Source organism: Aminobacter sp. Y103A (assembly GCF_030294925.1).
Classification (GTDB): domain Bacteria; phylum Pseudomonadota; class Alphaproteobacteria; order Rhizobiales; family Rhizobiaceae; genus Aminobacter; species Aminobacter ciceronei.
In genome coordinates this window covers 157,623-171,781 of the sequence record NZ_AP017987.1, presented here as the reverse complement: position 1 = coordinate 171,781, position 14,159 = coordinate 157,623, and the positions used below count along the sequence as shown (strand labels likewise).

Here is a 14,159-nt window from a genome sequence, read left to right as displayed (position 1 = left end):
GAAGCGCAGCCTTGGAACAACATGGAGGCTACCTATGGCGAAAATAGTCGGTTTCATCTGCACGGCCCATGGGCCGCAACTGCACACCACGCCTGACAAATGGCTGCTGCGCGTCCAGTCGGACCGAACCCGCATGCACCCGTTCCGGGGCGGCGTCTATTCGTTCGACCAGCTCTGCGAATTGCGCAAGGACGAGAACCTTGCCGAACGCAGCACCATGGCGGCGATGACTGCAAATTATGAGAAGTGCCACATCGCCAGCGAACGACTGGCCGATGCCTTCGATGCCATGAAGGCCGACGTCGCCATCATCTTCGGCAACGACCAGCACGAAATCTACGGCGAGGATTTGAGCCCGCCCTACATGATCTACTACGGCGATAAGATCCGCCATCATCCGGCGACCGAGGAGGGCCGCCGCCTGATGCCGCCTGGTGTCGCCGAGGGCGAGGCCGGGCATGCACCGGAAGAGTATCGCGAATACGATACGGTGCCGGAGCTCGCCAAGCACATCATCGGCAATCTGGTCGAGAACGAGTTCGACATCACCGTCTCGCCAAAACTGCCGACACACAATCCGCGCACGACCGGCATCAGCCACGCCTTCGGCCATATCTACCGCCAGGTGATGCGCGACAAGGTCATCCCCAACGTTCCGATCTACCAGAACACCTTCTTCCCGCCGAACCAGCCGACCGCCCGCCGTTCCTACAAGTTCGGCCAGGTCGTCGGCGAGGCCATCCGCTCCTGGAACAGCGACGCCCGTGTCGTCGTGTTCGGGTCGGGCGGCATGAGCCATTTCACCATCGATGAGGACTGGGACGCCCGCTTCATGCAGGCGATGCGCGAAAAGGATGCCGAGTTCCTCAAGAACATCCCGCTTTCGGAGCTCCAGTCGGGCACTTCGGAGATGAAGAGCTGGATCACCACCGCAGGTGTCATGGAAGCCTACGACACAGAGTTCCATGAAGTGGCCTATGTGCCTTGCTACCGCTCACCGGCCGGTACCGGCACCGCCCAGGGCATGTACTGGTGGGGCGTCAAGTCATGAGCGCAGAGTTGCTTGAACGGCTGCGCCGGCTCGATGCCTGCACGGTCTCGGACGCGCTCGACGCACTCGGCCTGCCTGGTGCCGTCACCGGCATCGCCCGCCGCTCCGGCAGCGGCGTGGTGGCCGGGCGCGTTGTCACTGTCGCCCTCGCCGAAGGCCCGGCGCCGGCAGGCGCACCCAAGGTCCATCTTGGTGCCCGCGCCATCGAAGCCGGCGACGCCAACTCGCTGATCGTCGTTTCCCATCCCGGCATCGATGCCGGCGGCTGGGGCGGAGTGCTGACCCAGGCCGCGCGCCTTGTCGGCATCCAGGGCGTGATCGTCGATGGGCCGTTGCGTGACATGGACGAAGCCAACGGGCTCGACTTTCCGATCTTTGCCCGCGCGACCACCGTGCGCACGGCTCGCGGCCGCGTCCATGAGGTCGCAACCAACGTGCCCGTCACCATCGACGCGGTGATCGTGACGCCCGGCGACTACGTCATTTCAGACGGTTCGGGTGCGGTGTTCATCACCGCCGACAATGCAGAAAAGGTGATCCGGACCGGCGAGCGTATCGCTGCCAAGGAACGCCTGATGATCGAAGCCCTGAAGACCGGCAAGCCGGTCTCCCAGGTGCTCGGCGCCGATTACGAAGACATGCTCGAGGCAATTCAATGACCGACCAGGCCGTAGAACGCGCCGGAAAACACGACTGCGCCACCCTGTCCGACGCCATGGACCGGCTCGGCATCGAAGGCGTCTGCCGGGGCATCAAGCCACGCGACCACAAATTCAGGCTTGTCGGCCGCGCCTTCACCGTCCGCTACGTGCCGGTCGACGTGCTGGCACCGGGCAATGTCGGCGACTTCATCGATGACCTGCCGGCCGGCACCGTCGTTGTGCTCGACAATCGCGGCCGCGAGGACTGCACGGTCTGGGGCGATATCATGACCCAGTTGGCCAACCACAAGGGCCTTGCCGGGACTGTCATCGACGGCGCCTGCCGCGACGTCGATCTTTGCCTCAGGCTCGGCTACCCGATCTATTCGCGCAGCTATTCGATGAAGACCGGCAAGGACCGTGTCCAGGTCGACGCCACCGGCATCACGGTCGAGATCGGCGGCGCGCTGGTTCGCCAGGGCGACATCCTGGTCGGCGATGCCGACGGCGTCGTCATCATTCCGAGCGAGCGGGCCGAGCAGGTTCTCGACCTCGCCGACGAGATCGCCATCGCCGAAAACGCCATCCGGAAAGCCATCACCGAGGGCATGTCGCTGCGCGATGCCCGCGTGAAGTACCGCTACCACTCACTGCAGACCCGCCAGTCATGAACAAGGTCGTCCGCAACATCGAACGCGCCGACAGCGCGGCAATCGCCCGGCTGGCCAAGGCCGGCGTCGCCACCACCCACGAAGCTCTAGGCCGCACCGGCCTGATGAGCTCGCGCATGCGGCCGATCTATCCGGGTGCCGCCATAGCGGGAAGCGCCGTCACCGTCCTGGTGCCGCCCGGCGACAACTGGATGATCCATGTGGCTATCGAGCTGATCAAGCCAGGCGACATCCTTGTCGTGGCACCTTTCTCGCCGTCCGACGCCGGCTATTTCGGCGACCTGCTGGCGACCTCGGTCATGGCGCGCGGCGGCATCGGCCTGGTCATCGACGCAGGCGTCCGCGACATCCGCGACCTCACCCAGATGAAGTTTCCGGTCTGGTCGACAGCGATCTGTGCCCAGGGAACGGTCAAGGAAACAATCGGATCGGTGAACGTTCCGGTCTCGTGTGCCGGTGCGGTGGTCAATCCCGGGGACGTCGTCGTCGCCGATGACGACGGCGTCGTGATCATCCCGCGCCAACTGGCCGATACCGTCGCGCAACTTTCCGAGCGACGCATCGCCGATGAGGAAGCCAAGCGCACAGAACTCGCCAAGGGCGTCCTCAGCCTCGATCTATTCAATCTGCGCGGGCGCCTGAAGGACAAGGGCCTCGAATACTGACGCCAGACACGGCGCCGCAAACCAGTCAGCAGCAATGGGTGAACTCATGAAAACTCAGGTCGGGATCATCGGCGCGGGGCCAGCCGGCCTGCTTGTGGCGCGCATTCTCCAGCTCAACGGTATCGACTCGGTGATCCTCGAACGACGCACGCGGGCCTATGTGCTCGAGCGCGTGCGGGCGGGCGTTCTCGAATCGGGTACTGTCGACACGCTGCGCACCTACGGTATGGGTGAGCGCCTCAACCGTGAGGGCATTCCGATGCGCTCGATGCAGTTGTGCTGGGACAGGCAGAAGGCCGATATCTCGCTCGACGACGGTACCGGTCGGCACCTGACCACCTACGGCCAGCAGAAGATCGTCGAGGACCTGATCCTTCAACGCGAGGCCGACGGCCTGCCGATCGTCTTCGAAGCCGACGTATCGCGGCTCGACGGTATCGAGGACGCTCCGCGCATCCACTATCGCCATAATGGCGAAGATAAGGTGCTGGAGTGCCAGTTCATCGCCGGCTGCGACGGCTACCACGGCGTCAGCCGCAGGCACATTCCGGGCTCGGATGAGCACGTCTTCCTGACCGAATACCCGTTTGCGTGGCTCGGCATCCTGGCCGAGGCGGCGCCGCTTGCCGCCCGCCGCGGCTTTGCCCATTCAACACGCGGCCTGGCTGTTGCCTCCGCCCGATCCGCGTCGGTCGGCCGGCTCTATCTGCAGGTCGAACCCGACGCCGACCCCAATGCGATGAGCGACCAGCAGATCTGGGATGAACTCGACATCCGCATGGACGACGGCACGGCAGCGCAGCTCAATCGCGGCCCGATCATCGAGCGCTCAGTGGCGCGCCTGCGCGGCTATGTCTGCGAGAAGATGCGCCACGGCCGCCTGGCCATTGCCGGCGACGCAGCACATATCGTTCCGCCGAGCGGCGGCAAGGGGCTTAACCTCGCGGTTGGTGATGCGCGCATCATGGCCGAAGCGATCCGCCGTTTGCTGACGACCAACGACACCACCCTGCTCGACAGCTATTCGGAGATGTGCCTGCGGCGGATCTGGCCGACGGTCCATTGGGCCTGCTCGATGTGCGAGGCGCTGCACATCTTCCCCGGCCAGACGAGCTTCCAGACCCGGATGCAGTACCAGACGCTGAACCACTGGGGAAATACCGAGATCGGCCAGCAGCGGCTGCGCAAGGCCCAGCTCGGCCTGCCTTACGAAATCTGATCCGGACCAATTCCGGAACACGGCGACAAGCCGATCCCGGCGATAGGCTTTCAAAGGGAAAGGGCGGCGTTCCGATGGAACGCCGCCCTTCTTTCATTCACGCGGACCAAAGCCCGCCGTCACCGAAGTCAGCCGCAGACCGCGACGATGGCGTTGGCGACATGGCCGACATTGCTGTCGTTCAAGCCGGCGACGTTGACGCGACCCGAGCTGGTGATGTGGACATGGTGCTCGACCTTCATCCGCTCGGCGTCGGCAGGGGTGATGCCGAGCATGGCGAACATGCCGCGCTGTACGCCGAGGAATCCGAAGTCGCGCGTCGTGCGACCTGCAAGCGCTGCCACCAGCTTTTCGCGCATGCCGTTGATGCGTCCGCGCATTTCAGCGACCTCGCCTTCCCAGGTCGTGCGCAGAGCCACATTGCCAAGAATGTGAGCGACGACCGAAGCACCGTGGTCCGGCGGCATCGAATAGTTGGTGCGGACGACCGGCAACAGGTGGCCGTGCGCGCGGCTGGCCGTGGCCTCATCCTTGGCCACCAAGGTCAGCGCGCCAACGCGTTCGCGGTAGAGCGCAAAGTTCTTCGAATAGGAGCTGGCAATCAGCATTTCCGGCAAGCGCTCGGCCAGGAGCCGGACGCCGGCGGCATCCTCGGCCAGCCCGTCGCCGAAACCGAGATAGGCCAGGTCGATCAGCGGGGTGGCGCCGGTCGAGGCGAGCAATTCGGCGATTTCGGCCCACTGCGCCAGGCTCGGGTCGGCGCCGCCGGGGTTGTGGCAGCAGCCGTGGAACAGCACCAGGTCGCCGGGACCCGCGGCGCGCAGCGCCTCGATCATCCGGTCGAACTGCAGCTTGCCCGACGCGACATCGTAATAGGGGTAACGGACCACCTGAAGACCGGCTGCCGCCAACAGCGAGGGATGGTTCGGCCAGGTCGGATCCGGCAGGAAGACCTTGCCGCCAGGCTTCACACTGTGGGCGAAATCGCCTGCGACACGCAACGCACCAGTGCCGCCCGGCGTCTGGATCGCCTGCGACCGCGCAAGCAGGCCGCTATTGGCGCCGAAGATGAGTTCCCGCGTCAGGCGGTTATAGTCCTCGTTGCCGGCCGAAGAGACATAAGCCTTCGACTTCTGGTTCTCCACCAGGAAGGATTCCGCCTGTTTGACCGTTGCCAGCACCGGCGCGTTGCCCTGCCCGTCCTTGTAGATGCCGATGCCGAGGTCGACCTTGTCGGCGCTCGGGTCGTCGCGGAACTGCTGCATCATTCCGAGCAGCGGGTCGGCTGTCGGCGTGGAGAGATTTGAAAACATATCACCCTCTATTGTCTCGTATTATGAGACTTTATCGCGTATTTTGAACATGGTCAACTCGAACTCATCAAGCTGACCTCTTGTGGCGCGCGTCCTCTAGCATTTTTCCTGATGTTACACGACAGCTAGCCCAAGCGGATTCCAACTCGGACCAGCTATCGCGTTTTGTCGTTGACTAGCGAGACGATGTAACGCATTATGAGACGACTTTGCATTTCATGTGACTCTTCGCAGGGTTCTGGGACGCTCCTGGGCCGGCAAAACGGCCTCGGGTCAGAGCCCGCCCTGCAAGCGAAACCAATCGGAGAAAAGCGGCGTGAACGGGAACTACGAACCTATGGAGCTGACCGGAGGACAGGCGTTGGTCGCCCAACTCCTGGAAGAAGGCGTGACCGATATTTTCGGCATTCCCGGTATTCAGCTCGACTGGGCGGTTGACGCCATCCGCAGCCAGCCGGACCGCATTCGCTACATCATGCCCCGCCACGAGCAGGCGACGTCCTACATGGCCGACGGCTATGCCCGCACCACCGGCCGCGAAGGCGTGTTCATGGTCGTGCCAGGCCCCGGCGTGCTCAACGCTCTGTCCGGCCTCGCCACCGCCTATGCCTGCAGCTCGCGCGTGCTCTGCATCTCGGGCCAGATTCCCTCGACCCTGATCGGTCAGAAGCACGGCATGCTGCACGAAATCCCCGACCAGAGCGGCATCCTCAAGTCGCTGACCAAGTGGCACGGCATTGCTCATCGCCCCGAAGACGTTCCCGCGCTTGTCCATGAAGCCTTCGTGCAGCTGCGCTCGGGCCATCCACGCCCGGTCGCCATCGAATTGCCGCCTGACGTGCTGCAGGCCAAGGGCGTGACGAAAGTCTTGCCGCGCGCCGAATTCAGCCGCCTCGAACCGCAGCCCGACACCATCGAGGAAGCGGCCGCCATCCTGGCGCAGGCGAAGTTCCCCGTCATCCAGGTCGGCGGCGGTGCCGCCGCATCAGGTGCCGGCAAGGCCATCCAGGCGCTCGCCGAGCGGTTGCAGGCGCCTGTCGTCATGACTGACGGCGCACGCGGTCTGCTTGATGACAACCACCCGCTTGCCCTGACATCACTTGGCGGACGCGCGGTGTTCCCGCATGCCGATGTCATCGTTGCGGTCGGAACCCGGTTCATCGACGGCATCGCCAAGCCGACCCATGCCAGCGGCGACACCAGATACGTCTATGTCAATGTTGATGCGCGTGCCGCCGGAGCACCCCGCACGCCGGGCTGCCTGGTGCTGTCGGACGCAACCGCCGCCGCCGAAGCCCTGCTCGCAGCTCTGCCGTCCGAAATACGAGCTTCGTCATCAGACAAGATCGGCAAGGTCAAGGCCTGGTCCGCATCGCAGACCGATGCCATCCAGCCGCAAACCGACTATGTCAGGGCCATTCGCTCCAGCATGGCCAAGGACGACATCCTCGTCAGCGAACTGACCCAGGTCGGCTACTTCTCCAACATCGCCTTCCCCGTCCATGCCGCCAATTCTTACGTCACCCCGGGCTACCAGGGCACACTGGGCTACGGCTTCAACACCGCACTCGGTGCCGCCCACGGCAATCCGGACCGGCGCGTCGTTTCGCTCAATGGCGACGGCGGCTTCGGCTGGGGCATGCAGGAACTGGCGACGTTGGCGCGCGACGGCTGCAACATGTCGGTCGTGGTCTTCGTCGACGGCCACTACGGCAATGTCCGCCGCATCCAGCAGCGCACCTTCGGCGACACCTTCGCGGTCGAACTCGCCAACCCGGACTTCGCCCATCTGGCAAGCGCCTTCGGCCTGCCCTTCGAAAAGGTGGACTCACCATCGGGACTTCACGACGCACTTGTGCGGGCAAAAGACAGCAACGGCCCGGCCCTGATTGCCGTCTCGGTCAGCGAGATGCCGAGCCCCTGGGCGCTGATCCACCCCTTCGTACCCTCGCCCGTCACGCCACCAGCCAACCCGCTGGGCTGAACCTCACCGGGCCCGGCATCCCGCGGACGCGCGGCCGGGCCTCCTCGAACGGCTTGGGATGGCCGCAAAAATGAACGACGGTCACCAGCAGACTGCCGACGCGACAATCGAGGTGATCGTCCGTCGGATTTCCTACGAAACGCCGACGGTCCTCTCATACGATCTCAGGCCTACCAACGGCGCGCCCCTGCCTTCCTTCGACGCGGGCGCCCATATCGACGTCCATCTTCCCGATGGTCTGGTGCGGCAATACTCTCTGATCGGTGCGCCCCATGCTTCAGACTACCGCATCGCCGTCGCACTCGACCGGGCAACACGCGGCGGTTCGCGCTGGCTGCATACAAATGCGCGGCCCGGCGATCGGATCAGGATTTCGCAGCCCCGTTCGACCTTCGCGCTTGCGGACTCCAGAGCCACGTCGATCCTGATTGCAGGTGGCATCGGCATCACGCCCCTGCTGGCCATGGCGCGACAGCTGCACGAGGCAGGGGCTGACTGGACGCTACATTATGCTGTGCGTTCGCGAGCCGAATGCGCACTTCTCGACGAGCTCTCGGCGCTCAGCGACAACATCCAGCTTCACGTCGACAGCGAAAAGGATGGTCTTCTCGATATCGCGCGCATCGTCGCTCAGGCAACGCCGGATGCACAGCTCTACTGCTGTGGTCCCGCGCCGATGCTCGCTGCGTTCCTGGACGCCGCCTCGTCGCGCGATCCCTCGACCGTGCATTCCGAATCCTTCACGCCAACCGTACCGGCCGCCGATGATGGCGGCTTCATTGTCGTCCTGAACAAGTCGGGGCTCTCGATCCAGATCGGTGCCGACCAGACAATCCTCGATGCGCTCGAACAGGCCGGGGTGCATGCGCCCTCGTCCTGTCGCAACGGCGTCTGCGGCACATGCGAAACCCGCGTGCTGGAGGGTGTGCCCGACCACCGCGACAAGGTTCTCAGCGACGCGGAACGTGCGGCCGGCAACACGATGATGATCTGCTGCTCACGCGCCACGACAGCACTGTTGCGGCTCGACCGCTAGGGGAGGAATGACAATGACAAAAGACGGATCGGCCTACGCCTTGCCCAAGCCGACATATTTCGCCGAGCTGACCGAAGTCGGGCGTGGAACGCCGATGGGCGAACTGCTGCGGCGCTATTGGCACCCGGTCGGACTGTCGGGAGACGCCACCGCCACGCCCCGAAAAATCATGGCGCTGGGCGAGGAGCTTATCCTGTTTCGCGACGGCACCGGCCGGCCCGGCCTCGTACATCCACGCTGCGCCCATCGCGGCGCATCGCTCTATTATGGCCGGGTCGAGGAGCAGGGCATTCGCTGCTGCTATCACGGCTGGCTGTTCGACGCTGACGGCAACTGCCTGGAACAGCCTTGCGAGCCCGAAATGGGTGCGAAGACCCGCGGACATATCCGCCAGCCGTATTATCCGCTGGAGGAAAAATACGGCCTGATCTTTGCCTATATGGGCCCGCTCGACCGCAAGCCCGTGCTGCCGAGCTATGATGTGCTGGAGACGTTCGAGGTCGGCGAATTCCTCGAAACCGATGACAGCAGCATCGGCAGCGGTGGGCCCGTCATCGTCGATTGCAACTGGCTGCAGCACTATGAAAATGTGCTCGACCCGTTCCATGTGCCGATCCTGCACGGCTCCTTCAGCGGCGACCAGTTCAATTCAAAGATGAGCCTGATGCCGCGCGTGACCTTTCACTACACGCCGCGCGGCGTCTCCAGCCTGCAGCTGCGCGATCTCGAAGCCGGCGAGCATCAGCGCATCACCGAGGCGGTGTTGCCGACCGTGCGCGCGGTGGCAAGTCCGGTCGCAACCGTCGACGGCCCGTGCAGCCTGCTCGGCTGGGTGCTGCCGATGGACGACACGTCGTTCCGCATCTATTCGGTCGGCCGCGTCAGCGAAGCCGGCACTCTGGCCAAGATCCGCTCGAAATATGCCGGCAAGCTGTGGCACGAGCTGACGGAGCAGGAGCATCAGAGGCTGCCGGGAGACTACGAGGCGCAAGTCGGCCAGGGGCCGATCACCTTCCACTCCGAGGAAAACCTGACCTCGACCGACCAGGGCATCGGCATGCTGCGCCGGGTCCTGCGTCAGCAGGTCGACGCCGTTGCCAACGGCAAGGATCCGATCGGGGTCGTCTTCGATCCGACCAGAGCGCTGGTCGAGCTCGAGGCCGGATCGCGAACGATCGCCAAGGGCATCTAACTGGTCGCCGGGGCGCAACCGCCCTGCGGGCCGGCAAAGCTGATCTGGTTTAGCTGGATTGCTTCGGCATCAGGGCCGGGTTGACTCCGTCGGCATAACGCTTCTGGATTTCGCTTGCGACCGATCTCACGGTTGCCAGCAGTTGGACATCGGGCTCAGGCACCAGCAGCGACGACGACAGGATGACGCCGAGCGCGGCACAGACCTGGCCGTCGGCCTCGAAGATCGGGGCGGCGATGCCACCAAGCCCGTTGCCGCGCGTGTCGGTCTCGAAGTCGACGCCATAGGCCGTCAGGTTCTCGACGACCCGCGGCGGCACCGGCTTCTTGTTTTCGAAATAATAGAACAGCCGGGCTGCCGGCGATCCCGGCAAGCTCAGCACCATACCCGGCTGCACCATGATGCCAGGCTCGAAAGGATTGGGCACCGCGTGCACAACCATCGCGCCACCCTTGATCGGCGTTGTCAGCAAGGCCGTATGGCCTGTTTGCGCGCACAGCTCGTTGAGATAGGGCCGCGCGATCTCGACGACATTGCTGCGGTAGACGGCGGCTCTGCCGAATTTGAACAGCTTGCGACCGAAGACATAGCCCTCGCCCTCGCGGGCGTGGTCGACGAGACCGAGCCGCGTCAGCGTCTGCAGGTGCCTGGAAACCCTGGCCTTGGTCATGTCAAGCGAGCGGGCCAGCTCTGTCACGCGCACCGGACCAGGAGCATCAGCCAGCGCATCCAGAATCTGGACCGCGACCTCGACGCTTTTTACTGTTGACGAGGATCCTTGCTCGTCGTCATTGTCCTGGCTCGACCGTCTCATGCTGTTCTTCCGCTGCGCATGGCCCGTTATATGTCACGCATAGCAAGAAGTATTCACGAAATTCGAGACAACCGCCTTGAAAATTCCCTGGGTTCGTCGGCGGAAAAAGACAAACCCGGCGACTGGAAGCCGGGTTTGCCAAGATCAGTTCAGATAGACGCTTAGAACGACGCGTCGAGGCGCAGGAAGCCTGAGAACGAGCCGTCGACCGGATAGCTGTCGCCATCGTTGTAGTTGACGGCCAGCTTGGCGTTCAGGTTCTCGACAATCTTGTAGTCGACGACAGCACCGATTGCCCAGTCGTTGGCGTTCAGGTCGACGGTCTGGCCGGTGACGAAGTCGCCGTAGTGACGGTCGCCGAAGTACTGGCCGCCGGCACCGACCGACAGGCTTTCGTTGACCTGGTACTTCACATAGCCGCCTATCGACCAGTTGTAACCCGAATAGGGGGCCAGCAGACCGAGCCAGGTCGCACCCGACTCGTAGGTGGCGACCGCCTGCAGCGTCAGGGCATCGGTTGCCTTGACGTTGACGATGCCCTTCAGCGCGAACTCGGAGAAGCGATCGTCATAAGCTGCGTACAGGTTGACCGAACCCCAGCCCTGGGCGATCGAGACCTTGCCGGTCACGAGCGGCATGTAGTCGAAGTTGTTGGCTTCTTCTTCCAGGCCGACTGACACGGCGATGCCGTTGCCGGCGTCGAAGGTGTAGCGGATCTGGTTGATGAAGGCACCGCCGCCCTTGTCGAACTCACCGTCGATGCCGCCGTCGAACAGCGTGTCGTTGCGACCGATCATCAGGCCGCCGACTTCGAAGTAGGCATAGCGGATCCACATGTCGGTGGTATCGCTGTAACCGGACGGCCCCTGCGTGCCGCCGTCGTTCTGCCAGTGCAGTTCGATGTAGCGACGGAAGGTGCCGTATTCGGTCTCCGAACGGGCATCAAGCTTGAGGCGGGCAGCCGAATACTTCTTCCAGCCGTCATCGGTGTCCTTCCAGTCGATCTGGTAGCGAACCAGGCCGCCGACCTTGAGGCAGGTCTCGGTGCCGGGGATGTAGTAGAAGCCCGCGCCGTAGACGTCGCAGATGCGGACATATTCCATCGGCTCCGGTTCGGCGACGACGACAGCGTCGGCCGCACGGGCACCAGAAACTGCGAGCAGAGCCGCAGCAGAGCCGAGAAGAATGCTCTTGATATTCATTATCCAACCTCCAGTAGAATTAATTCAAATGGCACAGAGTACCTTCTTATATTGAAAGCAACTTCGGCACCGATCAGACAGAAACGGTTTTTTGATTTTCGTTTCCGGCCAGCTTGAATATCTCTATCCGACAGGATTGATAAACATCAAAATTTGACATTGCGTCACAAAATCGACGAATCATCTAGTTACGTGATATAAAAACAACAACAATACTGTACAAATGAAACGATGAATACATTTGGCACAAATGGAACGTTATTTTTAACACAGTCCTTGCAAGAAAATCTCTCAAGGAGGACGTTCGACAGAGCCTATGACATCAAGGAGTGTTCTTTTGCAGCCGAAACGACGTCGCCGACCAGGTCTTGCTTGAGCAAATCGATCGGGGTCCGGCCGTTGAGCACCGGCGAAGGATGGATCATCCAGTGCCAGGCCTGCCGCGGATGGGTGATATGGGCGAGCACGTCGCGAATACCCGACGCTGGCCTTCCGTCGACAAACTGCGCCAGGGGGAATACGTGGCGCTGCCTCCCCTTTCGCAATGCGATGACCTCGTTGCAGCGGAACCATCGATGCAAAGTGGACCGCGGTATGCGGAGATTTTCTTCCAGATAGGTGGCGCCAGCGACGCGACCCGCCCACTCCTCGATAGTCATGGAGTCGAGGTCACCACCGCGGAGCGTGACTTGCTGCATCGATGGGGCCGACGGCTGCGCCAACATGCCAGGATCGCCACCCTCATTTGCCAGGCACTGGCGGGACGCCTCGACAGCAAGGGCACGGATGAATTGCGAGGCAAGGTCAGGCAGTTCGGGCGATATGCTGCTCGGCGGCTGCGCCGCCGGACGGGCCGTGACATCGAGCAATCTCCGCTGCCGCGCCGGCCAACCAATGGTTTCACTGTCGGCGGCGAATATATTCTTCAGCTCACTGATGAAGAATTCAGTGTACTTGTTGACAAGGCTAATGCCGTGCGCATGAATGTCTTCGACCATTTCCATTAATCCTTGCCAATGCAAAATAAAGCATCAAGCTGGAGATCCGATCGTGGGGCACCGCCGATCCTTGCGAAGCTCGCCCCGTCGATCGACGGGCGGCTAACGAGGCCGGCTCAACGCCGGACAAGGCCTGCAGCAGTACGCCCCAGGCCCGGTCGTCGGCCGCGCATATGCAAGACAGCGTTCATCGATACCCTCCCCTCGATGCGATCCGCGCCACGATCCGCACCCATGAGGCTCCTCCGCGGTCGGGGCTGCTCGGCCAGGCTCCGTCGTCCAATCGATGCTGCTGGCAGATCATGCCTACAATGACTTCTGCACAGTTGGCATAGTCGATCCGGACGATGCCCCTGCCATTCTTTGAGCGCCCGCTAACATTCCCCACGGGCATGGGCGACGCGCCTGGGTGGGGAAGCGACCGGCACACCACGCGGCCACACACGCGGCATGGCGAGCGTGACAAAGACATGGTACGCACGACTCGTCATGAGGAATGGGAGCGCGCGTGATAAGCCCGGAGCAATTTCTGGCCTCGGTGTTCTGGGCGCGCGAACTGCCGGAGGACGAGCGCGAGCGTGCACGACGCGGCATCATGCTGCGCGTCCTTGAGCCGGGCACCTATTTCATCCATCGCGGCGATCGCATAGACAACTGGATAGGTGTGGTCAGCGGCCTGCTGCGGCTGGGTTCGATCACCACCTCGGGCAAGGCGGTGACCTATGCCGGCCTGCCGCCAAGCTGCTGGTTCGGCGAAGGGTCTCTGCTCAAGGACGAGCCTCGCCAGTATGACGTCCTTGCACTGCGCCGCACGCAGGTGGCGCTTCTCAATCGCGCGACATTCTTCTGGCTGTTCGAAAACAGCGTCGCCTTCGACCGGTTGCTGGTGCGGCTCATCAATGAGCGGCTTGGGCAGTTCATTGCGCAGGTGGAGCATGACCGCACGCTCGATTCGACCGGCAAGGTAGCGCGCAGTCTGGCCTCGCTGTTCAACCCGGTGATCAGCCCATTCGTCGGCAAACACATCGATATCAGTCAGGAAGAGATCGGCTTGCTGGCCGGCGTGTCGCGGCCTGTCGCCAACCGAATCCTGCAGGAGCTGGAAAAGGAAGGATTGCTCCGCAGTGAAGGTGGCGGCGTGACGATCCTGGATCTCGACAAGCTGCGCCACTATGGCGAGTAGCACCGCGGCGCTTGGTGTCCGCCAGTGCCGGCAGCACAGCAAAATCAATAATTTAGGGGAATTTTAGCGGCTCGACGACACAAGGCCGGTAGCCAAGACTGAACATTGGCGTCGTGTCTGTCAAGCCAGCCCTTGAAAAAGCCTGCCAAGGTTGCGAGCCTCGATGCAACGACCGGGAATACCCGGCGGC

The 14,159-nt window shown here is 62.9% G+C and carries 13 protein-coding genes; 9 read left to right on the top strand and 4 right to left on the bottom strand.

Features of this window, described 5'->3' with window-relative positions:
* The first annotated feature begins 34 nt into the window (after positions 1 to 34).
* From Amn_RS28370 to Amn_RS28350, 5 genes are read left to right on the top strand one after another with little or no spacing between them, the layout of a single operon-like run.
* Positions 35 to 1,051, top strand: coding sequence for a DODA-type extradiol aromatic ring-opening family dioxygenase (locus Amn_RS28370; RefSeq protein WP_067967568.1), 1,017 nt, complete (start codon positions 35 to 37; stop codon positions 1,049 to 1,051).
* Positions 1,048 to 1,710, top strand: coding sequence for an RraA family protein (locus Amn_RS28365; protein WP_154384271.1), 663 nt, complete (start codon positions 1,048 to 1,050; stop codon positions 1,708 to 1,710). Before Amn_RS28370 ends, Amn_RS28365 begins: the two co-directional genes overlap by 4 nt.
* Complete coding sequence (locus Amn_RS28360; protein WP_067967562.1) at positions 1,707 to 2,363, top strand: RraA family protein; 657 nt, start codon at positions 1,707 to 1,709, stop codon at positions 2,361 to 2,363. Before Amn_RS28365 ends, Amn_RS28360 begins: the two co-directional genes overlap by 4 nt.
* Positions 2,360 to 3,028 carry a 4-carboxy-4-hydroxy-2-oxoadipate aldolase/oxaloacetate decarboxylase gene (locus Amn_RS28355; RefSeq protein WP_067967559.1) on the top strand — a complete coding sequence of 223 codons (669 nt, stop codon included), beginning with the start codon at positions 2,360 to 2,362 and terminating at the stop codon, positions 3,026 to 3,028. Before Amn_RS28360 ends, Amn_RS28355 begins: the two co-directional genes overlap by 4 nt.
* A gap of 46 nt (positions 3,029 to 3,074) precedes the next feature.
* Positions 3,075 to 4,247, top strand: coding sequence for a 4-hydroxybenzoate 3-monooxygenase (locus Amn_RS28350; protein WP_067967557.1), 1,173 nt, complete (start codon positions 3,075 to 3,077; stop codon positions 4,245 to 4,247).
* 128 nt (positions 4,248 to 4,375) lie between these two features.
* Here Amn_RS28350 and Amn_RS28345 read toward each other — a convergent pair whose 3' ends face one another.
* Entirely contained in the window at positions 4,376 to 5,560 is a 1,185-nt protein-coding gene (locus Amn_RS28345) for an amino acid aminotransferase (protein ID WP_286298930.1), read from the bottom strand.
* Positions 5,561 to 5,876: 316 nt separating this feature from the next.
* Here Amn_RS28345 and Amn_RS28340 point away from each other — a divergent pair, with 316 nt between their 5' ends.
* From Amn_RS28340 to Amn_RS28330, 3 genes are all read left to right on the top strand, one after another.
* A complete protein-coding gene (locus Amn_RS28340; protein WP_210252500.1) occupies positions 5,877 to 7,544 on the top strand; it encodes a thiamine pyrophosphate-binding protein in 1,668 nt (555 codons plus the stop codon).
* 70 nt (positions 7,545 to 7,614) lie between these two features.
* On the top strand, positions 7,615 to 8,580 hold the full coding sequence (locus Amn_RS28335) for a PDR/VanB family oxidoreductase (protein WP_154384270.1): 966 nt from the start codon (positions 7,615 to 7,617) through the stop codon (positions 8,578 to 8,580).
* Between the two features lie 7 nt (positions 8,581 to 8,587).
* On the top strand, positions 8,588 to 9,772 hold the full coding sequence (locus Amn_RS28330; protein ID WP_286298929.1) for an aromatic ring-hydroxylating dioxygenase subunit alpha: 1,185 nt from the start codon (positions 8,588 to 8,590) through the stop codon (positions 9,770 to 9,772).
* Between the two features lie 49 nt (positions 9,773 to 9,821).
* Here Amn_RS28330 and Amn_RS28325 read toward each other — a convergent pair whose 3' ends face one another.
* The 3 genes from Amn_RS28325 to Amn_RS28315 all read right to left on the bottom strand — a co-directional run bounded on the left by Amn_RS28325 (position 9,822) and on the right by Amn_RS28315 (position 12,786).
* Positions 9,822 to 10,586, bottom strand: a complete 765-nt coding sequence (locus tag Amn_RS28325) for an IclR family transcriptional regulator (protein WP_067967550.1) — start codon at positions 10,584 to 10,586, stop codon at positions 9,822 to 9,824.
* A gap of 161 nt (positions 10,587 to 10,747) precedes the next feature.
* Complete coding sequence (locus tag Amn_RS28320) at positions 10,748 to 11,788, bottom strand: porin (protein WP_286298928.1); 1,041 nt, start codon at positions 11,786 to 11,788, stop codon at positions 10,748 to 10,750.
* Between the two features lie 314 nt (positions 11,789 to 12,102).
* Positions 12,103 to 12,786: an antitoxin Xre/MbcA/ParS-like domain-containing protein gene (locus Amn_RS28315; RefSeq protein WP_246670704.1), complete on the bottom strand. Its 684-nt coding sequence runs from the start codon at positions 12,784 to 12,786 to the stop codon at positions 12,103 to 12,105.
* A gap of 508 nt (positions 12,787 to 13,294) precedes the next feature.
* Between Amn_RS28315 and Amn_RS28310 the strand changes: the two genes are divergently transcribed.
* Positions 13,295 to 13,969 carry a Crp/Fnr family transcriptional regulator gene (locus Amn_RS28310; protein ID WP_246765458.1) on the top strand — a complete coding sequence of 225 codons (675 nt, stop codon included), beginning with the start codon at positions 13,295 to 13,297 and terminating at the stop codon, positions 13,967 to 13,969.
* Positions 13,970 to 14,159: the final 190 nt, after the last annotated feature.